At 70.5% G+C, this 20,450-nt stretch carries 23 protein-coding genes; 15 read left to right on the top strand and 8 right to left on the bottom strand.

What is annotated here, in order from left to right; all coding sequences use genetic code 11:
- Nucleotides 1-65: 65 nt before the first annotated feature.
- Nucleotides 66-977, top strand: a complete 912-nt coding sequence (locus ABD140_RS18445) for a LysR family transcriptional regulator (protein WP_344242097.1) — start codon at nucleotides 66-68, stop codon at nucleotides 975-977.
- 18 nt (nucleotides 978-995) lie between these two features.
- Here the strand turns inward: ABD140_RS18445 and ABD140_RS18440 are convergent, their stop codons facing one another.
- A complete protein-coding gene (locus tag ABD140_RS18440) occupies nucleotides 996-1,463 on the bottom strand; it encodes a MarR family winged helix-turn-helix transcriptional regulator (protein WP_344242096.1) in 468 nt (155 codons plus the stop codon).
- Nucleotides 1,464-1,568: 105 nt separating this feature from the next.
- Here ABD140_RS18440 and ABD140_RS18435 point away from each other — a divergent pair, with 105 nt between their 5' ends.
- The 4 genes from ABD140_RS18435 (at nucleotide 1,569) to ABD140_RS18420 (ending at nucleotide 3,794) form a co-directional block, all read left to right on the top strand.
- Entirely contained in the window at nucleotides 1,569-2,396 is an 828-nt protein-coding gene (locus ABD140_RS18435; protein ID WP_344242095.1) for a sulfurtransferase, read from the top strand.
- 81 nt (nucleotides 2,397-2,477) lie between these two features.
- Nucleotides 2,478-2,675 carry a hypothetical protein gene (locus ABD140_RS18430; protein WP_344242094.1) on the top strand — a complete coding sequence of 66 codons (198 nt, stop codon included), beginning with the start codon at nucleotides 2,478-2,480 and terminating at the stop codon, nucleotides 2,673-2,675.
- Nucleotides 2,676-2,798: 123 nt separating this feature from the next.
- Nucleotides 2,799-3,224, top strand: coding sequence for a VOC family protein (locus ABD140_RS18425; protein ID WP_344242093.1), 426 nt, complete (start codon nucleotides 2,799-2,801; stop codon nucleotides 3,222-3,224).
- Nucleotides 3,225-3,473: 249 nt separating this feature from the next.
- Nucleotides 3,474-3,794 carry an aldo-keto reductase family protein gene (locus tag ABD140_RS18420; RefSeq protein ID WP_344242092.1) on the top strand — a complete coding sequence of 107 codons (321 nt, stop codon included), beginning with the start codon at nucleotides 3,474-3,476 and terminating at the stop codon, nucleotides 3,792-3,794.
- Nucleotides 3,795-3,946: 152 nt separating this feature from the next.
- Here the strand turns inward: ABD140_RS18420 and ABD140_RS18415 are convergent, their stop codons facing one another.
- From ABD140_RS18415 to ABD140_RS18405, 3 genes are all read right to left on the bottom strand, one after another.
- Complete coding sequence (locus tag ABD140_RS18415) at nucleotides 3,947-5,095, bottom strand: trypsin-like serine peptidase (RefSeq protein ID WP_344242091.1); 1,149 nt, start codon at nucleotides 5,093-5,095, stop codon at nucleotides 3,947-3,949.
- Nucleotides 5,096-5,249: 154 nt separating this feature from the next.
- Nucleotides 5,250-5,651, bottom strand: a complete 402-nt coding sequence (locus ABD140_RS18410) for a hypothetical protein (RefSeq protein WP_344242090.1) — start codon at nucleotides 5,649-5,651, stop codon at nucleotides 5,250-5,252.
- A 135-nt stretch (nucleotides 5,652-5,786) separates the two neighbouring features.
- A complete protein-coding gene (locus tag ABD140_RS18405; RefSeq protein WP_344242089.1) occupies nucleotides 5,787-6,416 on the bottom strand; it encodes a TetR/AcrR family transcriptional regulator in 630 nt (209 codons plus the stop codon).
- 86 nt (nucleotides 6,417-6,502) lie between these two features.
- On the opposite strand from ABD140_RS18405, the gene ABD140_RS18400 reads away from it, so the two are divergent.
- Nucleotides 6,503-7,999, top strand: a complete 1,497-nt coding sequence (locus tag ABD140_RS18400; protein WP_344242088.1) for an FAD-dependent monooxygenase — start codon at nucleotides 6,503-6,505, stop codon at nucleotides 7,997-7,999.
- Nucleotides 8,000-8,216: 217 nt separating this feature from the next.
- Here the strand turns inward: ABD140_RS18400 and ABD140_RS18395 are convergent, their stop codons facing one another.
- The gene (locus ABD140_RS18395; RefSeq protein WP_344242087.1) at nucleotides 8,217-9,164 is read right to left on the bottom strand and encodes a helix-turn-helix domain-containing protein; all 948 of its coding nucleotides are present in this window, start codon (nucleotides 9,162-9,164) and stop codon (nucleotides 8,217-8,219) included.
- Between the two features lie 101 nt (nucleotides 9,165-9,265).
- Here ABD140_RS18395 and ABD140_RS18390 point away from each other — a divergent pair, with 101 nt between their 5' ends.
- From ABD140_RS18390 to ABD140_RS18365, 6 genes are all read left to right on the top strand, one after another.
- Nucleotides 9,266-10,327: a saccharopine dehydrogenase family protein gene (locus ABD140_RS18390; protein ID WP_344242086.1), complete on the top strand. Its 1,062-nt coding sequence runs from the start codon at nucleotides 9,266-9,268 to the stop codon at nucleotides 10,325-10,327.
- A gap of 163 nt (nucleotides 10,328-10,490) precedes the next feature.
- Entirely contained in the window at nucleotides 10,491-10,670 is a 180-nt protein-coding gene (locus tag ABD140_RS18385) for a sigma factor-like helix-turn-helix DNA-binding protein (protein WP_344242085.1), read from the top strand.
- A gap of 95 nt (nucleotides 10,671-10,765) precedes the next feature.
- Nucleotides 10,766-11,113 (top strand): ArsC/Spx/MgsR family protein, encoded by a 348-nt coding sequence (locus tag ABD140_RS18380; protein ID WP_344242084.1) that lies wholly within the window; start codon nucleotides 10,766-10,768, stop codon nucleotides 11,111-11,113.
- Nucleotides 11,114-11,271: 158 nt separating this feature from the next.
- A complete protein-coding gene (locus tag ABD140_RS18375) occupies nucleotides 11,272-12,240 on the top strand; it encodes a hypothetical protein (RefSeq protein ID WP_344242083.1) in 969 nt (322 codons plus the stop codon).
- 2 nt (nucleotides 12,241-12,242) lie between these two features.
- The gene (locus ABD140_RS18370) at nucleotides 12,243-12,575 is read left to right on the top strand and encodes a hypothetical protein (RefSeq protein ID WP_344242082.1); all 333 of its coding nucleotides are present in this window, start codon (nucleotides 12,243-12,245) and stop codon (nucleotides 12,573-12,575) included.
- Nucleotides 12,576-12,609: 34 nt separating this feature from the next.
- Complete coding sequence (locus ABD140_RS18365) at nucleotides 12,610-13,209, top strand: GNAT family N-acetyltransferase (RefSeq protein ID WP_344242081.1); 600 nt, start codon at nucleotides 12,610-12,612, stop codon at nucleotides 13,207-13,209.
- Between the two features lie 54 nt (nucleotides 13,210-13,263).
- Here the strand turns inward: ABD140_RS18365 and metF are convergent, their stop codons facing one another.
- On the bottom strand, nucleotides 13,264-14,169 hold the full coding sequence (gene metF / locus ABD140_RS18360) for a methylenetetrahydrofolate reductase [NAD(P)H] (protein ID WP_344242080.1): 906 nt from the start codon (nucleotides 14,167-14,169) through the stop codon (nucleotides 13,264-13,266).
- Nucleotides 14,170-14,276: 107 nt separating this feature from the next.
- Here metF and ABD140_RS18355 point away from each other — a divergent pair, with 107 nt between their 5' ends.
- The gene (locus ABD140_RS18355) at nucleotides 14,277-15,329 is read left to right on the top strand and encodes a polyprenyl synthetase family protein (protein ID WP_344242079.1); all 1,053 of its coding nucleotides are present in this window, start codon (nucleotides 14,277-14,279) and stop codon (nucleotides 15,327-15,329) included.
- Between the two features lie 6 nt (nucleotides 15,330-15,335).
- Here ABD140_RS18355 and ABD140_RS18350 read toward each other — a convergent pair whose 3' ends face one another.
- Nucleotides 15,336-17,093: a serine/threonine-protein kinase gene (locus ABD140_RS18350; RefSeq protein ID WP_344242078.1), complete on the bottom strand. Its 1,758-nt coding sequence runs from the start codon at nucleotides 17,091-17,093 to the stop codon at nucleotides 15,336-15,338.
- 149 nt (nucleotides 17,094-17,242) lie between these two features.
- Between ABD140_RS18350 and ABD140_RS18345 the strand changes: the two genes are divergently transcribed.
- Both ABD140_RS18345 and ABD140_RS18340 read left to right on the top strand, forming a co-directional pair.
- Nucleotides 17,243-18,436, top strand: coding sequence for a lipid-transfer protein (locus ABD140_RS18345; RefSeq protein WP_344242077.1), 1,194 nt, complete (start codon nucleotides 17,243-17,245; stop codon nucleotides 18,434-18,436).
- A 113-nt stretch (nucleotides 18,437-18,549) separates the two neighbouring features.
- Entirely contained in the window at nucleotides 18,550-19,434 is an 885-nt protein-coding gene (locus ABD140_RS18340) for a HEAT repeat domain-containing protein (protein ID WP_344242076.1), read from the top strand.
- On the opposite strand, the gene ABD140_RS18335 is transcribed toward ABD140_RS18340, so the two are convergent.
- Complete coding sequence (locus ABD140_RS18335; protein WP_344242075.1) at nucleotides 19,403-20,371, bottom strand: helix-turn-helix transcriptional regulator; 969 nt, start codon at nucleotides 20,369-20,371, stop codon at nucleotides 19,403-19,405. The two genes, ABD140_RS18340 and ABD140_RS18335, sit on opposite strands and share 32 nt — an antisense overlap.
- Nucleotides 20,372-20,450 lie beyond the last annotated feature (79 nt).

The following is a 20,450-nucleotide window of genomic DNA, read 5'->3' as shown; positions in this document are numbered from 1 at the left end:
GCTTCGCGGTCCAACAGCCATCCGGAAGATCCGACAACCGATGGTTGTCGCTTATGGTGAGGCGCGTGGATCTCGACCTCGGGCAGGTGCACGCCTTCGTCCTCGCGGCCGACGAACTGCACTTCGGCCGGGCCGCCGGGCGTCTGGCCCTCTCCCAGCAGGCGCTCTCCAAGCGGATCGCCCGGCTGGAGTCGCTGCTCGGCGTGCGCCTGCTGGAGCGCGGCGGCCAGGGCGTGCGGCTGACCGAGGAGGGCGGCCGCTTCCTCGAACCGGCCCGCCTGGCCCTGGCCGCGGGCGACGCGGCGACGGCCGCGGTGGCCCACCGGGACCGCCCGCTGCGGGTGGACGTCTGGGGCCATCTCTTCGCGCCCATGCGCACACTCGCCCAGGTCGCCGGGACCGCGCTGGAGCCGGGGCACGGACGCGACCTGCCCGCGGTCGCGGCGGCGCTCCTGCACGGCGGCATCGACGCGGGTTTCGGCCGGGTGCATCCGCCTCTGCCGTCCGGGCTCACGCACCGGCTCGTCCGCCTCGAACCCGTCGACACCGTACTGAGCCGCGACCACCCGCTGGCCACCGCGACAGAGCTGCGGCCGGACCAACTGCGCGACTCCGTCCTGTGGGCGCCCGCCGCCCTGGACCGCCTCGACTTCCTGCACCGCTTCGCGGACCGCTTCGGCGTCACCGCCAGAGCCGAGGGCACCAACCTGGGACTCGCCCACTTCCTCACCGGACTCACCGCGGACCCGCGCCGCTTCACCCTCCTCCCCGCCGACCTGCCCCTCCCGAAGTCCGCAGGACTGCGTTCGATCCCCCTGACCCGCCCTTCTCCGCTCTACGCCTGGTCGCTGCTCTGGCGCTCCGAGACCGCCCACCCCGCCCTCGACCGCCTCATCACGTCCTGCGCCGCCCAGGCCCGCCGAAGCAGATGGCTCGAACACGACCCCTCCCGCGACTGGCTCCCCGACCCCTCCTGACCCGGGCCCTTCGCGGGGTCAGTCCTCGGCGGGGGCGGGGGTTCCGGTCGCGGCGGCGATCACGCGGGTCAGGGCCTGGTGGAGGGACTGGAGCTCGGACATGTCCATGCCGAGGCGCTCGACGATGGCCGGGGGGACCCGCTCGGCCTCCGCGCGCAGGGCGCGGCCGGCGGCGGTGAGGGAGACGGCCAGGGAGCGTTCGTCGGCGGCGGCGCGGCGGCGTTCGACCAGGCCGGCGGCCTCCAGCCGCTTGAGCAGGGGGGAGAGGGTGGCGGGCTCCAGCTGCAGCATGCGGCTGAGGTCCTTGACCGACAGCGGGGCGTACTGCCACAGCGCCAGCATCACCAGGTACTGCGGGTGGGTCAGCCCCATGGGCTCCAGGACGGGCCGGTAGAGCCCGATCACCGATCTGGAGGCGACGGCCAGGGCGAAGCAGACCTGGTTCTCCAGGGCCAGCGGATCGGCGACGTCGCCGAGGTCACTCATGCGTCCCCCTCTGTGCTCTCGGCCGATCCTACCGGGTCGAGTACACTAACAATTAGTGCACTAATCATTAGGGCACTGATCAACAACCCTCCCAAGGAGAGACGCATGAGCCGCTCGGACGTCCTGGTCGACACGGGCTGGGCACTGGGCCGCCTGGACGAGCCCGGCGTGGTCGTCGTCGAGGTCGACGAGGACGCCTCCGCCTACGACACCGGCCACATCCGCGGGGCCGTCAAGATCGACTGGCGGGACGACCTGCAGGACCCCGTCCGCCGCGACTTCATCGACAAGGACGCCTTCGAGGCCCTGATGTCGCGCAAGGGCATCTCCGAGGACGACACGGTGATCCTGTACGGGGGCGACAACAACTGGTTCGCCGCCTACGCCTACTGGTACTTCAAGGTCTACGGCCACCGCGACGTGCGCCTCCTCGACGGCGGCCGCAAGAAGTGGCAGCTGGAGCGCCTCGAACTGACCGACGAGCCCGTCCGCCGCCCGGCCACCGAGTACCGCGCCCAGGAGCCCGACACCTCCATCCGCGCCATGCGCAACGAGGTGCTCGCGGCCATCGGCACCGCGACCATCGTCGACGTGCGCTCCCCCGACGAGTTCTCCGGCAGGATCCTGGCCCCGGCGCACCTGCCGCAGGAGCAGCCCCAGGTCGGCGGCCACGTCCCCACCGCCAGGAACGTCCCCTGGTCGAAGGCCGCCAACGACGACGGCACGTTCAAGTCCGACGACGAGCTGCGCCGCCTGTACGGGGAGGCCGGCGTGGACCAGGGGAACGAGACCATCGTCTACTGCCGCATCGGCGAGCGCAGCGCCCACACCTGGTTCGTGCTCAGCGAACTGCTCGGCCGCCCCGCCGTCAAGAACTACGACGGCTCCTGGGTCGAGTACGGCTCCCTCATCGGCGCCCCCGTCGAACGCTGACCTTCTTCGCGGGCTCCCCGACCCGTTCCGGGGAGCCCGCCCTTCGCCCACCGGCCGCACCGCCGAGGAGAGGAACTCCCGATGACGAACCTGCAGAACAAGAAGACCCGGCAGGAGAAGGCCGACGAGCGGCGGAGGAGGCAGGAGCAGAAGGTCCAGGAGTACGACAGCCGGTACTTCGACGTCCCGGTCGCCAAGTACGTGTTCATCGGCCTGCTCTCCCTGGTCGTCTTCTTCCACATCGTGGCCCTGGTCGTCCTGTTCTTCGCCCCGACGTGACCCGCCCCGAACGCCGGGAACAGGGCCGCCGTCGCGTTCCACCCGTCCGGTCCGACTTCTAGGCGGATGCCCCTTTCCGGTGTTGGGTGGGATGAGAGGACGTCGACGGATGGAGTGCGGGCGATGACCGAGACTTCCGGCCAGGGGTACGGACCCGTCCACGAGACCGGAGCCGGGTACGGACTGCACCACGTCCAGCTCGCGATTCCACCCGGCGGCGAACCGCTGTGCCGCGAGTTCTACGTCGGCGTCCTGGGCATGGTCGAGCTGACGAAACCGCCGGTACTGGCCGCCCGAGGCGGACTGTGGGTCAGGGCCGACGGCCTCGAACTCCACCTCGGGGTCGAGACCGGCTTCCGGCCCGCGCGCAAAGCGCACCCGGGCATCCTGGTCGCCGACATCGACGCCCTGGCCGGGCGCCTCACCCGCGCGGGGATCGAGGTCACCTGGGACGACGGCTTCCCCGGCCACCGCCGCCTCTACACCTGCGACGCCGTGGGCAACCGACTGGAGTTCCTGCAGCGCGACGGCTCACCGGCACAGTGGTGACGAGCGCCCAGATGACGGCGGGACGTTCACCAGGGCGAACGGCGATGTCCCGGCCCGGGTGGCCACTTCGCCCTGCCGGTCGCTGCAGCACCTGCCACAGCCCCGCGCTTCATCGCCTATGAGCAGCCATCCGCAGGCCGGTCACCCGACGATCCGGACGGCCTGACCTGCCGATCCGTCGACGCAGCAGATGCGGGGAGCCGTCAGGTGGCAGTTGTCCACAGGCACAGTACGACACGCTCTGTCGATGTGTTGGGCTGGCTCCACCGCGTCGTCAACGGCGGCGGCCTCATCGACCGCGAATACGCCATCGGACGAGGCCGTATCGACCTCCTCATCCGCTGGCCCCTGCCCGACCGCACCGAGCAGTGGGAGGCCATCGAACTCAAAGTCCACCGCCCCGGCCGACCCGACCCCCTCACCCGGGGCCTGGTCCAACTCGACCGCCACCTCGACCGCCTGGGCCTGGCCCAGGGAACACTCGTGGTGTTCGACCAGCACTCCGAGCTTCCGACCTTCACCGAGACCACCAGCCCGTCCGGACGCACCATCACCCTGCTCCGCATCTGAGCGCTCCGCGCCCTGGCACCGCCCACCGACTCCAGCCGCCGGCATCGTCCGGCCCTCTCGAATCGCGAAGTCCGGGGTGTCGGTGGTGTCGGAGTGAGGTGGAGCCCCGGTCTCCGGGTGGGGGACCGGGGCTTCGCGGAGGGCGGGACCGGTCAGGGGGTGGCGGTCTGGACGTGGTCGTACATGGACTGGGAGAGGGGGCCGAAGCCCGCGCCGACCGAGGCGGGGCCCTCGCTCCAGCCGGGGCCGCCGGCGAGGTCGATGAACGGGGCGTCGCCCGTTTCGTTGGTGAAGCGGCTGGTGACGGCGATCTGGGTGCCCGTGCCGGTGGCCGGGTCGAAGTCGACGAGCCAGGGGCCGCCGCTGGAGCCGGGCGACATCGCCGAGATCATGTCGTGCCCGTAGCCGCCGAGCTGGGCGTCGTCGTAGGTCGTGCCGCGGGCGTACATGAGGGTGCGGCCGTCGAAGCGCCGCCGGAGTTCGACGGGGACCTTGGCGGTGCCGGTGACGTCCGCGGGCCGGTACCAGTTGCGGTAGTTGTCGGCGGGGTAGCCGAACTGGTAGGCATCGTGCGGGTTGGTGTCGACGCCGAAGGCGATGTCCTGCGCCCCCGTCACGTCCTCGATCCCGGTCGTGTCCCCGAGCCGCTCGACGGTGGCCATCGCCACGTCGCCGCCCAGGCCCCAGTAGTCGTTCTGGTTCCAGGTGTTGGTGATCCAGGCCCGGGTGACGGCCCAGACGCCGTACGGGGCGACGGCGGGGCCGGGCAGGGCGGTGTCGGTGCTGTCGCGGACGAGAGAGCTCCCGTCGTAGCCCGGGATGAAGACGGTGTTGAAGGCGATGTCGTCGCCGTACAGGCCGCCCCGGAACTGGGAGCTGACCTTGAAGCAGTGGGCGGCGGCCACGATCGTGCGCTTGTTTCCGCTGGTCACCACGTTCGCGGAGCAGCTGGACTTCACGATCTTGCCGTCGAAGCTGCCCCGGTAACGTGTGAAGAGCCTGCCCGCGGTGCGGGAGACCAGTCCGCTCCCCGCCCACGGGCGGCTGCGGTCGTCCCAGCCGCCGGGGGGCGGAGTCGCGTCGACCCCGTCCGCGTTGAGCCCGCCGTTGTCGGACTTCGCCAGCTCTTTCACGGTCCAGAAGTTGATGTCGGAGGCGAGGTCGCTCTGGTGGTCGCTTCCCGCCCGGACCAGGCGGGGCAGCTCGACGAAGTCGGCGGCGAGCGCCGGCTGGGCCGGGTACAGCAGACTCATCGCGGTCAGCGCGACGGCGCCGCGCACGAATACTCTGAACAACGTCAACGTACCGTCCTTCTCAGGGGGGATCGGGATCGGTGAAGATCACCGACCGCAACCTACGCCCAGAAGAACAGTTACGTCTATCTGAGTGTGAGACCGTGATCCGCTCCGCGGTCCCCGGAACCGCGCCGCCGCCCGCGCGGCGCGGCGGCCTCCTTCACCCGGTGCTCCCGTCGCGGCCCTGCTCGCCGGAGAGCATGTGCTTCCTGCGCAGCGCCAGCTGAAGGTGCAGATGGTCCAGGAGGTCGTCCGCTATACGGCTCATGGCCGTGGCGATCTCCACGTCGTCGGCTCCGCTCCTCGCGCGCAGGATCGCCATGACCTCCCGCTCGTCCTTCGTGGGCGGACGCATGTTGTGCTCCCCCGCGATGGACGCCGACAGGTAGTAGGCGCAGGCGCGGAACGCCTCCCCGGCCGCCTCCAGCGCCACCCGGACGTCGATGGCCTCCTCGACCGCCCGGCCGCCCGCCAGCCCCCCGTCCCCTCCGGCCGCCCCGAACGCCTCCGGCCCCCGGCCGTCCCCTCCGGCCTCTTCCGGGCCGTCGCTGTTCGTCGCCATGAAGGACATGGATACCGCAGCCGACGGAGAGGGCGGGCCGCTTCGGCACGAGACGGCCCGGTTCGCCGGGAGGCTTCGACGCCCGGAAGAGCGGCCGGCGCCCCGACTCACCCGGGCCGGCCCACCCGGGCCGGGTCAGGGGCGGGGGCCGGTGAGGCCGGTGTGGATGAGGTCGGTGAGGAGGTCGATGGCGGCGTCGGGGGCGAGGCGGGACTCGGGGGGCTGGTCCGTCCAGAGGGAGGCGTACTCGGAGACGAGGGTCATCATGGCGCGGGCCACCTCCTGCGGGGGGCCGGGGAGGGTGTGGCCGGCGGCGGTGACGTGGTCGAGGTGGCCCGCCAGGTCGGCGGCCACGGGGTCCATGAGGTCCCACAGGCGGCGGGCGAAGCGGGGGTCGACCATCGCGGCCTGGCGCAGGGCCGTCATGACGGGGCCGTGCGCGGTGGTGAAGGACCAGGAGGAGGCGACGTGCCAGCGGACGGCGGCGCGCGAGGTGAAGTCGGGGTCGTGCGCGGGGTCCTCGAGGACGTCGCGGTCGCCCGCGTCGAGGATGTCCTGGAGGAGCGCCTCCAGGAGCTCCTCCTTGTCGGCGAAGTGGCTGTAGAACGAGCCCGCCGAGCGGCCCGCCTCCGCCGTGATGTCGGCGATCTTGGCGTTCAGGTAGCCGGCGCGCGCGAAGACCCGCACGGCCGCCTCCTTGAGCGCGGCCTCGGTCTGCGCGGCGCGCGCCTTGCGCACCCCGCCCTCCGGTCCCCTGACGACCACCGCGCACCTCCCTGCTTGCCAGAAAACTAGCATCCGCCTATGGTGAATCTTGATTCAATGAATTGTGATTCACCGAAGGAGCGCGCATGCGGACCGAAGTACTGATCGCCGGAGCCGGACCCGCGGGGCTGACCCTCGCCTGCGAGCTGGCCCGCAGGGGCGTCGCCTGCCTGGTCGCCGAACGCGACGCCGAGCCGTTCGCCGGGGCGCGCGGCAAGGGCCTCCAGCCCCGCACGCTGGAGGTCTTCGAGGACCTCGGCGTCCTGGAGCGGGTGCTGGAGCTCGGCGGCGCCTACCCGCCGATGCGGGCCGAGATCGACGGCGAGGTCGTCTTCACCGGCCACATGGACGAGCCCGGCGAGCCCACCTCCGACGTGCCGTACCCGAACGGGTGGATGCTGCCGCAGTGGCGGACCGGCCTCATCCTGCGCGAGCGCCTCACCGAACTGGGCGGCTCCGTGACGCCGAACGCCGAACTCGTCTCCTTCACCCAGGACGACGACGGGGTGACCGCCGTCCTGCGCGTGGACGGCGCCGAACGGGAGGTGCGGGCGAAGTACCTGGTCGGCGCCGACGGCGGACGCAGCACCGTGCGCCGCGTCCTGGACGTCGCCTTCCTCGGCGAGACGCACGAGGAGGAGCGCGCGCTGCTCGGGGACGTCCGCGCCGAGGGCGCCGACCGGGGGTTCTGGCACGTGTGGCCGCAGGGCGGAGGCGGCGAGAACCCCTTCCCGGTGACCCTGTGCCCGCTCGCCGGCACCGACACCTTCCAGCTCGTGCTCCCCTCCCCGCCGGGCGCGGCGGCCGAGCCGACGCTGGAGGTCTTCCAGGAGGCCGTGGACCGCGCCGCGGGCCCCGGCCGCATCAAGCTCACCGAGCTGGTGTGGTCCTCCGTCTTCCGCCCGAACATCCGGATGGCCGAACGCTTCCGCGTCGGCCGCGTCTTCCTGGCCGGGGACGCCGCGCACGTCCACTCCCCCGCGGGCGGCCAGGGCCTCAACACCGGCGTCCAGGACGCCTACAACCTCGGCTGGAAGCTCGCCGCCGTCCTGCGCGGAGCCGACGAGGACCTCCTGGACTCCTACGAGGCCGAGCGGCTCCCCGTCGCAGCCGACGTCCTGGGCATCAGCAGCGCCCTGCACCAGAAGATCCGCGACAAGGCCGCCGACGCCCACCGCCGCGACGACCCGCGGCTGCGCCAGCTCACCCTGGGCTACCCCGACGGCCCGCTCAGCGCCGAGCACCGCACGTCGCCCACCGAGCCGTACGCCGGCGACCGCGCCCCCGACGCCGTCACGGGCCGCCGGCGCCTGTTCCCCCTGATCCACACCGGCGCCCCCGTGCTCCTGGCCTTCGGCCCGGCCGCCGCCCGCGTCGCCCGGGCCGTCGCCCCCGCCTCGACCGTCGCGATCGGCTCCCCCGCCTTCCCCGACGAGGAGGGCACGGCGCACACCGCCTACGGCGTCGCCCCCGGCGGGACCGCCCTCTTCGTCCTCCGCCCCGACGGCTACATCGGCCTCGCCACCGACTCCCCCGACGAAGCCGAGACGACCGCCTACCTCGCCCGCCTCGGCGCCCGCTGAACCCCGGGACCACCACGGCCGGTGGCACGACCCAGCGGCGCCACCGGCCCGTATCCATCCTGCGCAGAGCACGCCCTTACGTACGGAACGTCCGGCTGTATCCGCTCCGCACAGAGCACGGCCTTACATATGGAACGTCCGGCGATATCCGCCCTGCACAGAGCGCGGCCTTACATACGGAACATCCAGCGGTACCCACCCCGCACAGAGCGCGGCCTTACGTACGGAACGTCCGGCGGTAGGTGTCCGGTGGCACGCCGATCGTGCGCTGGAAGTGGCGGCGCAGCGTCGTCGCCGTGCCCATGCCGGCGGCCGAGGCGATGGCGTCGACGCTTTCGTCCGTGGTCTCCAGCAGCTCCTGCGCGCGGCGGATCCGCTGCGCCAGCAGCCACCGCAGCGGGGTGGTGCCGGTCACCGAGCGGAAGTGGCGGGCCAGGTGGCGCGAGCTCATGTTCGCCCGGCGGGCCAGGTCCTCCACGGTGAGCGGCCGGTCCAGGCGCCCCATCGCCCACGGGAGCAGCTCGGCCAGGGGGTGGCCGTCCCGGGCGGGCACCGGCGTGGTGACGAACTGGGCCTGGCCGCCCTCCCGGTGGGGCGGCACGACCAGGCGGCGGGCGACCACGTTGGCGACCGCCGAGCCGTGGTCGAGGCGGACCAGGTGCAGGCACAGGTCCATCGCCGCGGCCTTGCCCGCGGACGTGAGCACGCTGCCGTTGTCGACGTAGAGCACGTCCGGGTCGACCTCCACCCGGGGATACCGCGCGGCCAGTTCCCCGGTGTGCGCCCAGTGCGTGGTCGCGCGCAGCCCGTCCAGCAGGCCCGCGGCGGCGAGCACGAACGCGCCCGTGCACAGGGAGACCACCCGCGCGCCCGCCTCGTGGGCCGCGCGCACCGCCTCGACCAGGTCGGCCGGCGGGTCCTCGTCGACGTCGGCCAGGGCGGGGACGATCACGGTGTCCGCGTCCGCCAGCCGGTCGAACCCGTGGTCCGGCTCCACCAGGAACCGGCCGACCCGGACGGGGTGCGTGCCGCACACGCCGAGGTCGTACCAGGGGCCCGGCAGGGCGGCCGGTGCCGGGCCGAAGACCTCGCAGGCCAGGGCCAGCTCGAGGTGCAGCATCCCCTCGGTGGCGGCGATCGCCACCGAATGCCGGAAAGAGCTCATGTCGGGAATTGTACGGGTCATGTCGTTCCGGACACTGGGCACCGGCGGCCGACGCCGCCAGGATGAACGCGTTGGATCACTTTGGACACGCGGGAGCAGGCATGGAACCGGGTCGGAACGTGGCGGTGTTCGGCGCGTACGGGCACACCGGAAGGTTCGTGGTCGCGGAGCTGCGCGAGCGCGGGCACGTCCCGCTGCTCCTCGGCCGCGACCGGGACAAGCTGCTGGCGCTGGCGCAGACCCGCCCGGGGCTCGAGGCACGGCAGGCGTCGGCCGAGGACCCCGCCTCGCTCGACCGCGCGCTGAACGGCGCGGCCGCCGTCATCAACTGCGCCGGGCCCTTCGCCTCGACCGCCGCCCCGCTGATCGAGGCCGCGCTGCGCGCCGGCATCCCGTACGTCGACGTGGCGGCCGAGATCGAGGCGAACCTCGACACGTTCGCGCACTTCGCCGAGCCCGCCCGCGCCGCAGGCACCGTGGTGGTCCCGGCGATGGCCTTCTACGGCGGCCTCGGCGACCTGCTGGTCACCGCCGCGATGGACGACTGGACGTCGGCGGACGAGGCGCACATCGCCTACGGACTGAGCAGCTGGCACCCCACCACCGGAACGCTCGCCTCGGGCACGGTCTCGGGACGGCGACGGGGCGGCCGCCGTATCCGCTACACCGGCGGACGGCTGGAGCACCACGACGACGCCCTGCCGACCCTGGACTGGCGCTTCCCCGCTCCGCTCGGCCCCCAGCGGGTCATCGGAGAGTTCACCATGGCCGACGTCGTCACCGTCCCCAGCCACCTGGCCATCCCGGAGGTGCGCACCTACATGGCCGCCAAGGCCGCCGCGGACCTGTCCGCCCCCGACGCCTCCGCGCCGACCGCCGTCGACGAGCGCGGCCGCTCCGCGCAGACCTTCGTCGTCGACGTCATCGTCCGCTCCGGCGGCACGGAACGCCGCATCGCCGCCACCGGCCAGGACATCTACGCCATCAGCGCGCCCCTCGCGGTGGAGGCCGTCGACCGCATCCTCACCGGCCGCACCACGACCACCGGCGTCGCCTCCGCAGGCGCCCTCTTCGACGCCCCGGACTTCCTCCGCGCCCTGTCCCCCCACCTCTCCCTGCACACCCCGGCAACCGATCACCAGCAGCCCGCGAACCTGACCTAGAGAACTCGTTGAGAAGGCGGGCTCTCGACCCAGTCCGGCAGGCGGGCCTCGGTCAGTCGGTCGAGCGCCCCCGTGACAGCCTCCAGGGGAAAGAGGCGAGATTTACGCTCACTCCATTCGGCGAGTTCGGTCGCCGCCCGGTCGGCATCGGTGGCTCCGGCGGGTGCTGGCACAGCACGAGGCGGCCGAGCGCATGGGCGTGAGCCAACAACGGGTCTCGGCCATCGAAACCGAAACCTTGGACGTGGTCCGCGTGTCGACGTCGGCGTCCTACGCCGAGGCGTTGGGCGGCGCAGTGGACATCGCGATCGATATCGACGACCGGCATCTCGAAATCGCCTGAGGCGGCTCCGGCGCGGCCGTTCCGGGCGGCGAGCCGAAGGCCCTGGCCCGCCTGCGCCCCTGGTGGCGGGAGAGAACAGAGCTAGAGTCGGAGGTATGGAGATCTGGCACAATCCGAAATGTTCCAAAAGCCGGGCGGCGCGGGAGGCGCTGGAGCACACGGGACGGGAGGTGCGGGAGCGGCGGTATCTGGAGGACGTGCCCACCGCGGCGGAAATCGAGAGCGTGCTCGACAAGTTGGGGCTCGAGCCGTGGGACATCACGCGGATCGACGACCCGCTCGCCAAGGAGCTGAAGCTGCGGGACGCGGAGCGGGACCGGACGCTGTGGGTGGAGACCCTCGCCACGCATCCTTCGCTCATCCAGCGGCCGATCGTCATCACCGACGACGGGCGCGCCTATGTGGCGCGCGACCCGGAGACGGTGCAGGAGGCGCTTTCCTGAACCGCGCACGTCGAAGGGCCGAGGGGCGTCGGGGGCGACGGTCTTCGGCCCTTTTCCTTTTCCTGGAAAATCCACCTTGGCTGTTGACATGGCAGACGTATCCAGAAGACCTGTGATACACAAAAATCACGAGAGGTAGCCGGGAGCGGGGAGCGCCGATGGGCATGCGGTCAGGTCCGGGCAGCCGGGACCCGAACTTTCGCGGCATCGACCCCGCCGCGCTCGGACAGGTGATCCAGCAGCTCCAGCGGGCGGCGGGCGACATCGAGCAGTGGCTGCGCGCCAATCCCGCGCCGGCCGGGGTGTCGGCCGCCGGGTACCAGCAGGCGCGTGCCGTCCAGCAGTGGATCACCGAGCAGCTCGGCATGCTGACGCGGCGGCGGAACCTCGCGCTGGCGCAGCGGGAGGAGCCGGACGTCAACGCTCCGACCGCTCCCGAACTGGGCCGCAACACCAGGCCCGCCGACCCTGACGGCAACGACACCGACACCTTCGACGAGGTCGACGAGCAGACGCCGGGGGGCACCACGACCCCCGCTCCGGCCGCTCCGGTCGGGGAGAACGGCGACACCAGGCCGCCGCAGACCTCGCCCGTCGGCAACGGGGACGGCGGGACGGGTCAGCCCACCGTCGAGCCCGTCGGGAACGTCACCCCGGCCGAGCCCGCCGCTCCCCCCGGCAGTGGCAACGACCTCGGAGGGTTCGCCAGCACGGACGAGGCGGTGAAGGTCGCCGTCACCGACGCGTACGCCACCGGCACCTCGTTCCAGGGCGGGACCCCGGTGGCGACCGGGGTGTGGAAGAACCTCACCGCGCACGCCAAGGACCCCGAGTACACGGCGGCCTACTACGAGCGGCTCGGCCCCGAGGGAGTGGCGCGGCTCATCGACGCGGCCGAGGGCGACAAGGCGAAACTGGACGCGATCACCCAGTCGATCGCGACGGCGAACAACCAGTTCCACATGGACTCCAAGTGGGTGGCGGCGCTCCTCGGCGAAGCCGACAAGCTCGGCAACCGGGCCGAGGTCCTCCAGGTCCTCCAGGCCACCCCCCTGGCCCCGCGCCTGGACGACGCCGTCCCCGTCGCCGCCACCACGAGACTCACCACCGCGGCGAAAGTGAGCTGACCATGGGCATGCCTGCTGCTCCCCCTCCCCCGGGCAGCGTCCCCCCGCCCTACACCCCGGCGACGGTGCCCCCGGGAAGCGTCCCCAACCCGGCCTACCGCGAGCTGTTCCAGCGCTACAGCGCCGCTTACCGCAATATTGATCAGATGCGGGAGGCTCTCAATCCCGCTGTCCGTACCTTCAACGCAACAGATGCCTGGCTCGGTCCCGAGGCCCGCGTCTGGGGCAACAGCCTCTTGAAGGGCCAAAAAGACATACGGAAAGCTGCAGACAGCATTCTGTGGAGCATCTACGAAAAACTCACCAGTACCGAACGAAGTCTGCCGACTGGTTGACCACAGGTGACCATCCGGGCTTAGGCTCGGATGGGTGAGAGAGCCCACCCTGCGCGAGATCGACGTCAAAACCTTCCGGCGGATGCTCACCCCCATGATCGAGGTGTACATCGCCGCGATGGACCCACCGAGGAGCCAGCTTCCCGGCCGTCAGTCGATCATGCAGCGGCATGCGAATCATCCGGGTTTCCGTGCTTTCGTCGTAGAACGTCGCCGTGCCCTGGGCAGCACCGTCGTCGGGTTCATCTACGGATTCCACGGTGCGGCCGGGCAGTGGTGGCATGACGTCGTCGCGTCCGAGCTGTACGCCAGAAGCGGTCGTGAACACTCCGAACACTGGCTGAGGGACGCCTACGAGGTGGCCGAGCTCCATGTCCATCCCGATTACCAGGGCAGGGGACTCGGGCGGAAGCTCCTGAACGTCCTATGCGCCGACCGCCCAGAGAGCACGGTCGTACTCTCCACCCTGGATCGGCGGCCGGAGACTCCCGCCCACCGGCTCTACCGGTCCGTCGGGTTCGCCGATCTTCTCAGCAACTTCGAGTTCCCCGGCGGCGGTCCGCCCTATGCGGTGATGGGCGCGCCGCTCCCCCTCGTCCGAGTGCCGCTCGCCGAAAGCGCCAAGCCCCAGTGAAGACCTTCATCCCGGTGCCTTCGATCAAAGGTGTCTCCAGCACCGGGTGATGATCTAAGGGGCCGCGGTCGACGCGGCCTTCGCGCCCAGCAGCCCGAAGACCTCGCGTGTCGCGGTCGAACGGTTCATGGTGATGAAGTGGATGCCGGGCGCTCCAGCGTCCAAGAGCTCCTGGCAAAGCTCCGCGCAGTGCTCGATGCCCAACTGCCGCAGCGCTTCCGAATCGTCGGCGACGGCATGGAACCGCTCGGCCAACTCGGGCGGGAACGGCGCTCCGGAGAGCTGTTCGGAGCGCTCGATCGTACTGAGCTGTGTCACGGGCATGATCCCGGGAAGGATCGGGATGTCACAGCCCTGCGCCGCCACCCGGTCCCGCAGCCGGAAGTAGTCCTCGGCCTTGAAGAACATCTGGGTGATCGCGTAGTCGGCACCGGCCCGGCACTTCTCCACGAAGCGACGGGTGTCCGTCTCGATGTCAGGGGAGCGAGGGTGCTTGTAGGGGAAGGCCGCGACGCCTACACAGAAGTCACCACAGGCCTTGATCATCTGAACCAGTTCTTCGGCGTACTCCACGCCTTCGGGGTGGCGGACCCACTCCCCCATGGGGTTGCCGGGCGGGTCTCCCCGCAGTGCGAGCAGGTTGGTGACGCCCACGGACGCGAATCGCCCGATGAGCTGACGGAGCTCGGCGGTTGAGTGGTTCACCGCCGTGAAGTGCGCCACCGGGGTGAGCGTGGTGTCAGTGGCGACCCGCTCCACGATCTCCACGGTGGTGTCGCGGGTCGAGCCGCCAGCGCCATAGGTCACCGAGACGAAGGTGGGCCGGAGCGCCTCCAACTCCCGGATGCTCCGCCACAGGTTGATCGCTCCCTGCTCCGTCTTCGGCGGGAAGAACTCGAAGGAGAAGGACTTCTCGCCCGTGGCGAGGAGATCACGGATGGAGGAGCGTGCGGAGGTCATGGGAGAAGATTACCGACCTTGTGTGCACCGGGAGGTGACTGGGAGCAGAGAAACAACAGAACGCCCAAAGGTACAGAAATCGATCGTTCCCCATTAGGCTGGCGCGCATGACTCCGAGCCGTGTCCGCAAAGAGGTCGACGAGGCCCTTTACGCCTTCGTTGATCGACAGCGTCCCGTTCTGCTCTCGATCACCGAGGACCTCGCTCCCATGCTCGGAGCCCTGGACTCCCTGCTCTCAGGAGGCAAGCGCCTGCGCCCCGCCTTCTGCTACTGGAGCTGGCGCGGAGCGGGCGGCGCGGACTGCCCTGAGATCCTGGCGGCAGCAGCTTCCCTGGAACTCCTTCAGGCCAGCGCTCTCATCCACGACGACGTCATGGATGGCAGCGACACCCGGCGCGGTCAGCCCTCAGCTCACCGCAAGTTCGAGGCCATGCACCACGCGGAGGGCTGGCCCGGTGGATCAGAGGCCTTCGGCACCGGAGCAGCCATTCTCCTCGGCGACCTGGTGCTCTCCTGGTGCGGCGAGATGTTCGATACCAGCGGCCTTCCTCAGGAGGCGCTGAGCGCCGGGCGTCCGATCTACGACATCATGCGCACCGAAGTCATGTGCGGCCAGTATCTCGACATGCTAGAACAGGCTCGCGGCACCGGCGACGTCGAGTCCGCTCTACGCGTGGTCAAGTACAAGAGCGCCAAGTACACGATCGAGCGGCCTCTCCACTTGGGCGCGGCCATGGCCGGAGCTTCCAAGGAGGATCTAGAGGCGCTCTCCTCCTACGGACTCCCCTTGGGCGCGGCCTTCCAGCTCCGGGACGATGTTCTGGGGGTTTTCGGTGACCCCGCCGAGACCGGTAAGCCCGCCGGCGACGACCTCCGCGAGGGCAAGCGCACCGCGCTGATCGCCCTGGCCTATCAGGAGGCCGATGCGGCTCAGCGCGAAGCCCTGGACAAGCACCTCGGTGATCCTGATCTCGATCTCGAAGGTGTGAAGAAGCTGCGCGCGATCCTTGTGGATACCAAGGCACTGGAAAGCTGCGAAACCCTCATCGAGAATTTTGCCTCGCAGGCGTACACGGCTCTCGGCGAAATCCAGATCACCGATGAGGCTCGTGCGGCTCTCACCGACCTCACCGTTGCCGCTACCGCCCGCCGCGTCTGAGTTCGATCAAGAACCCGGAGTGGCCTCAACAGCTTGGCCGGGGAGAGCAGCGACGATCTCTCCGGTCAGCTCTTTGAGCTTCTCCTGCAAGGTGGACTGCTTCTCCGGATCCCCATAGTCACCCGCTTCCTGGAAAAGTACGACTCTCACGCTCACGTTTCTCACGAGCACTTCAATACCTGTTACCACGTAATCATTATCGGTAGGCGCAGGCTCGACTCCGGATGGCACGTCACCTCCTGTCCTCACGTAAGAGAAGGATCGGTCACCCACCCCCAAATCCCGGGATACCACCTGCGAGTAGGGATTCTTCTCTTCGTCGTCCAGCCCGATTTTGAATACTCGCTCGGCGGTCTCAGAAGCCCCTATATAGGGCGCTATACCAAAAGAATTCAGGCGAACACTCAGCCCTCGATCACCCCTGTAGATGTCACATGAGCTCAATCGTGGCGATTCACGGCTCGGATCCGGAAGTTCGGCTGTAGGCACAAGCCCCCGCACGCTGGCCAAGTCCAAAATCTGACAGCTTTTCGGAACTGACGCATATACGATCGACGTATCGGCCTTCGGGGAAGATGAACTCTTTGCTGGTGAACTGACGGCGGCTAGCGGCGGCCCGCTCTTCGCTTCAACTTCCTTACCATCATCATCGGTATCGATTCGGGGGCCGACCACAGCCCCGAGAATCAGGAGTGCAGGGACCCATAGGAATGCGCCTCGCACCCGTCGGCCCTTGGAGCGCACCGGTGCGGGCTCCTCCTCTGCCAGCCGGTTCCTCTCCGGGGAGACCAGGTGGAGGTGGAGGGTGCCACCCGGGCCGCCGTGGCGGCCCAGGTGGCCTCGGTGGGGGAAGCCGAGGGTCTCGCCCGGTCCGGCGTCGGAGGGCAGTGTGAGGACGGTACGGCGACCGCCGGGGAGGGTGAGGGCCACCGAGGCGGTTCCGGGAACGTGCGGGTGGTCCAGGTGGATGTCCGCGCCAGGCGCGGGGGCCAGCGGCGCGAGGCGGGCCACCAGGTCGTCGGCGGTCGGCCGGGCGGCCGGGTCGGGGGCGAAAGCGGCGTCCAGAAGGTCGCGCAGCTCTGAGGAGAGGTCCTCGGCGGAGAAGAGGATCCGGGCGAGGGCCGCGGGGGAGAGCGCGGACCATTGCGCATCGCGGCCGGTGGCCGCGTGCGTGACGGTCGCGGCCCATGAGTAGACGTCCCCCGCCGGCTCTGCGCGTCCTTCCGCGACGAGTTCGGGGGCCATGTAGGCGGGTGTCCCGCTGGCGCGGCCGTGGCGGCTGAGGCGGGTCTCGTCGAGGGCGTGGCTGATGCCGAAGTCGATGACGACGGGTGAGTCGTCGGCCATCATCACGTTGGCGGGTTTCAGGTCGCGGTGCAGGTAGCCGGCCCCGTGGACGGACGCCAGGGCGCGGGCGAGGCCGTCGGCGAGACGCCAGAGCAGCACGGGCGGCAGCGGGCCGTCGGCGGCGACCACGTCCCGCAGCGAGCGGCCCTGGATGTACCGGGTGGCCAGGTAGGGCGGGTCGGACTCCAGGTCGTGGGCGACGAGCTCGGCCAGGTGGTCGCCCCGCACGCGGGAGAGGGCTTCCGCCTCCCGCCGAAGGCGGACGCGCAGGGCGGGCCGGTCCAGGAGGTCGGCGCGGATCGTCTTGACCGCGAGGAGGGCGCCGTCGGGGGCGCGGGCCAGGTAGACCTCGCCCATGCCGCCCGTGCCGAGGTGCTCCAGGGGGCGGTACGGGCCGAGCCGCGGGGGGAGTTCCATGGTCCGCTCAGGCTACGGCGAACGCGTTCGGCCGGGGTAGTCCCGCACGGTGGGACACCCCGCCCAAGCAAGTGCTTCCTTATCAGAGTCTATGCTCGGGGACCGAATCCGTTTCGGGTCGCACGGACCCGTGATCGAGGAGTGAGCGCATGGCCGGTCGGGTGTTCGTGGTCGGGGTCGGGATGACCAAGTTCGAGAAGCCGGGCTCCCGGGACTGGGAGTACCCGGACATGGCCAAGGAGGCCGTGGGCAAGGCCCTGGCGGACGCGGGGATCGCCTACGAGAAGGTCGAGCAGGCGTACGCCGGGTCGATGTACGGGTCGATGGGGCAGCGCGCCCTGTACGAGACCGGCATGACGGGCATCCCGGTGATGACGGTCGCCAACGCCTGCGCGACGGGCTCGTCCGCGCTGTTCCTGGCGCGCAACGCGATCCGGGGCGGCCTGGCGGACTGCACGCTCGCCCTGGGCATGGAGAAGATGCAGAAGGGCTCGCTGGGCGCGGGCATGGAGAGCTCCAAGGTCACCATCATCGACCACCACCTGCGGGCGATGGTCGAGGGGCGCGGCGGCTGGGAGGCCGCGGCGCCGATGCCGCAGATGTTCGGCAACGCGGGCCGCGAGCACATGGAGAAGTACGGCTCCCAGCTCGAGCACTTCGCGTGGATCGGGTGGAAGAACCACAAGCACTCCACCAACAACCCGTACGCGCAGTTCCAGGACGAGTACACCCTGGAGGAGATCCAGAACGCGCCGATGATCTTCGAGCCGCTGACCAAGCTGCAGTGCTCCCCCACCTCCGACGGCGCCGCCGCCGCGATCGTGGCCAGCGAGCGGTTCGTCGACGAGCACGACCTGTGGGACCGGGCGATCGAGATCGCCGGCCAGTACATCTCCACCGACACCCCCGACAGCTTCGAGGACAAGTCGTCCATCAACGTGGTCGGCTTCGGCTGCTCCCAGCGGGCGGCCAAGAAGGCCATGGACGAGGCCGAGGTCGCCATCGACGACGTCGACGTCATCGAGCTGCACGACTGCTTCAGCGCCAACGAGCTCATCACCTACGAGGCGCTGGGCATGGCCGAGATCGGCGAGGCGCACAAGCTCATCGACGCCCAGGCCACCACCTACGGCGGCAAGTGGGTCGTCAACCCCTCCGGCGGCCTCATCTCCAAGGGCCACCCGCTGGGCGCGACCGGCATCGCCCAGTGCGCCGAGCTGACCTGGCAGCTGCGCGGCAAGGCCGACGCCCGCCAGGTGGAGGGCGCCCAGGTGGCGCTGCAGCACAACATCGGCCTCGGCAGCGCCTGCGCCGTCGCGGTCTACAAGAAGCCCACCCGCTGACCCCCGTTCTTCCCGTGCGGCCCGACCTCTCTCCCACGGGCCGCACGGGAACCTCTTCCGCCCGAGGCGCGTCATACGGTTCGTCCCCCGCCACCGGACCCGAAAGGTGACGCGTGGCAGCCCAGCACCCTCCCCTGAAAGCCCAGGACCAGCACCTCCAGGACGTTCTGATCGCGTGCCGGAGCGACGATCCCCGGCAGGCCATCGCCGCGATCAACGTGCTGGGCGACGAGGACGACCCGGCTCTCGAACCGTTCCTGCGCGGGTTGTTCGCCCGGTGGCGGCACGATCCGTTCGTTCTGGAGGCCCTGCTCGACGCCTATGAGTTCTTCGCGGTGTTCGAGGCCGCCGACGAGGTCTTCCCCTTCCTGCGCCACCCCCATCCCGGGGTCGCCCTCGCCGCGGTCTACGTCCTGGAGTCCCTCGAGGACGCCCGGCTGAGCGAGCGGGCGCTGGAGGAGTACCTGTGGATCCTGCACCACCAGGATCCGGAGACCGCGGCGGGCGTCCTGCATTCGCTGGCCCGCCTGCACGACTGGGACGGCTTCAACCCCGTCACGCGCGAGCGCGTCATCGGCGTGCTGACGGAGCTGCTGGAGCATTCCGCGCGTCCGGTGCGGCGCGAGGCCGCCGACAGGCTGCTGTGGTCGCTCGACTCGCACCCGCAGATCGACGCCCTGCTGCCCCGCCTGCTCAACTCCTCCGACCCGGCCGTCTACGGGAGCGCGCTCTCCCGGCTGGTCGTCCGCGGTGACCAGCACGCCCTCGAACGGATGGTGGAGGTCCTGCGCGGCCCCGATCCGGAGGAGGAGTTCGTCGCGAAGATCGGACGGGTCGGCGCGTGGAGCGAGTCCCGGAAGGTGAAGCGCGCCCTGCGCAAGGAGCTGAAGAGGCTGCACGAGCAGGGCTGGGCCGCCCGGGAGCCGGCGCAGCGCCCCTTGACGCTGGAGAGGGTCCGCCAGCGCTTCAAGCGGGACTGGCTGAGCTGGTTGTTCTGACGCTCTCCAGCAGCGCGGCCGCCAGCCGCCGTACTGCCTCCGCCAGTTCCGGCGGCTCCTGGACGGTGAAACGGCCGCCGAGACCGGCGAGCAGGGCCGCCATTCCGTCCAGGGAGTCCGCACGGGCCTGTAGAAGCGTTCCGCCTTCGACGGCCGTCAACGTGCCCACCGAAGGCGGGAGGCGCTTTCTCAGCTCCTCCAGAGGCGCGTGCACGACCACTTCCACCCGGTGCATATAAGGCACGTTCGCCAGCGACCTGGTGACGTGCTGGACGGGATCGGCGTCCGCGGGGATCTCATAGGTGGCCGTTCCGGGAGTCACCGAGAGCACCCTGTCCAACCGGAAGGTGCGCGTCTCGGACGAGCGGTGGTCGTGTCCCGTCACGTACCAGCGGCCGGAGTGGAACACGATCCCGTAGGCGTCGAGTTCGCGTTCGGTCTCGGCGCCCTGGTACGAGCGGTACCGGAGCACCACGCGCCGCCGTTCCCGCACGGCCGAGGCGAGGCCGAGCACCTTGTCCGCGTCCGGTGTGACGGCCTGGCGCTCGGCGAGGGTGAATCCCAGGGTCTCCCGCAGCGCCTCCACCCGCTCCCCCAGTGCGGCGGGGAGCACCCGCCTCACCTTGGCGAGCGCGGCCTCCGCCGCCGTCGCGGCCAGTCCGAGCCGGCGCGCGGCCAGCAGGCCGAGCACCGTCGCCGTCGCCTCGTCGTCGTTCAGCATCAGCGGCGGCAGCTTGTAGCCGGGCATCAGCCGGTAGCCGCCGTATCTGCCGCGTTCGGCGACGACGGGGATGCCGAGCTCGTCGAGGCGCCGCGCGTACCGCCGGACGGTCCGCTCGTCCACGCCGAGCCGTTCGGCCAGCTCGGCGCCGCCCATCCGGTGGTGCGCCTGGAGCAGTTCCAGCAGCGTCAGCACCCGGGTGGTGGGATGTGACATGGCACACATCTCCTTACCGGACAGGTTCTGTCCGGTAATCACCCTACCTTCGGATCACCGCCCGGAAGGAGGGCGGCGA

Origin of the sequence: Actinocorallia libanotica, from assembly GCF_039525175.1 — a bacterium.
In the GTDB taxonomy this organism is placed as follows: domain Bacteria; phylum Actinomycetota; class Actinomycetes; order Streptosporangiales; family Streptosporangiaceae; genus Actinocorallia; species Actinocorallia libanotica.
This window is presented reverse-complemented; position numbering and strand designations above follow the sequence as displayed.

Excerpts from the sequence above, each read along its gene's own strand:
- ABD140_RS18350 (WP_344242078.1), bottom strand. The coding sequence starts at position 17,093 with ATGGAACTCCCCCCGCGGCTCGGCCCGTACCGCCCCCTGGAGCACCTC.
- ABD140_RS18380 (WP_344242084.1), top strand. The coding sequence starts at position 10,766 with ATGGAGATCTGGCACAATCCGAAATGTTCCAAAAGCCGGGCGGCGCGG.
- ABD140_RS18355 (WP_344242079.1), top strand. The coding sequence starts at position 14,277 with ATGACTCCGAGCCGTGTCCGCAAAGAGGTCGACGAGGCCCTTTACGCC.
- ABD140_RS18370 (WP_344242082.1), top strand. The coding sequence starts at position 12,243 with ATGGGCATGCCTGCTGCTCCCCCTCCCCCGGGCAGCGTCCCCCCGCCC.
- ABD140_RS18400 (WP_344242088.1), top strand. The coding sequence starts at position 6,503 with ATGCGGACCGAAGTACTGATCGCCGGAGCCGGACCCGCGGGGCTGACC.
- ABD140_RS18375 (WP_344242083.1), top strand. The coding sequence starts at position 11,272 with ATGGGCATGCGGTCAGGTCCGGGCAGCCGGGACCCGAACTTTCGCGGC.
- ABD140_RS18440 (WP_344242096.1), bottom strand. The coding sequence starts at position 1,463 with ATGAGTGACCTCGGCGACGTCGCCGATCCGCTGGCCCTGGAGAACCAG.
- ABD140_RS18390 (WP_344242086.1), top strand. The coding sequence starts at position 9,266 with ATGGAACCGGGTCGGAACGTGGCGGTGTTCGGCGCGTACGGGCACACC.
- ABD140_RS18435 (WP_344242095.1), top strand. The coding sequence starts at position 1,569 with ATGAGCCGCTCGGACGTCCTGGTCGACACGGGCTGGGCACTGGGCCGC.
- metF (WP_344242080.1), bottom strand. The coding sequence starts at position 14,169 with ATGACCTCCGCACGCTCCTCCATCCGTGATCTCCTCGCCACGGGCGAG.
- ABD140_RS18430 (WP_344242094.1), top strand. The coding sequence starts at position 2,478 with ATGACGAACCTGCAGAACAAGAAGACCCGGCAGGAGAAGGCCGACGAG.
- ABD140_RS18410 (WP_344242090.1), bottom strand. The coding sequence starts at position 5,651 with ATGGCGACGAACAGCGACGGCCCGGAAGAGGCCGGAGGGGACGGCCGG.
- ABD140_RS18335 (WP_344242075.1), bottom strand. The coding sequence starts at position 20,371 with ATGTCACATCCCACCACCCGGGTGCTGACGCTGCTGGAACTGCTCCAG.
- ABD140_RS18425 (WP_344242093.1), top strand. The coding sequence starts at position 2,799 with ATGACCGAGACTTCCGGCCAGGGGTACGGACCCGTCCACGAGACCGGA.
- ABD140_RS18395 (WP_344242087.1), bottom strand. The coding sequence starts at position 9,164 with ATGAGCTCTTTCCGGCATTCGGTGGCGATCGCCGCCACCGAGGGGATG.
- ABD140_RS18345 (WP_344242077.1), top strand. The coding sequence starts at position 17,243 with ATGGCCGGTCGGGTGTTCGTGGTCGGGGTCGGGATGACCAAGTTCGAG.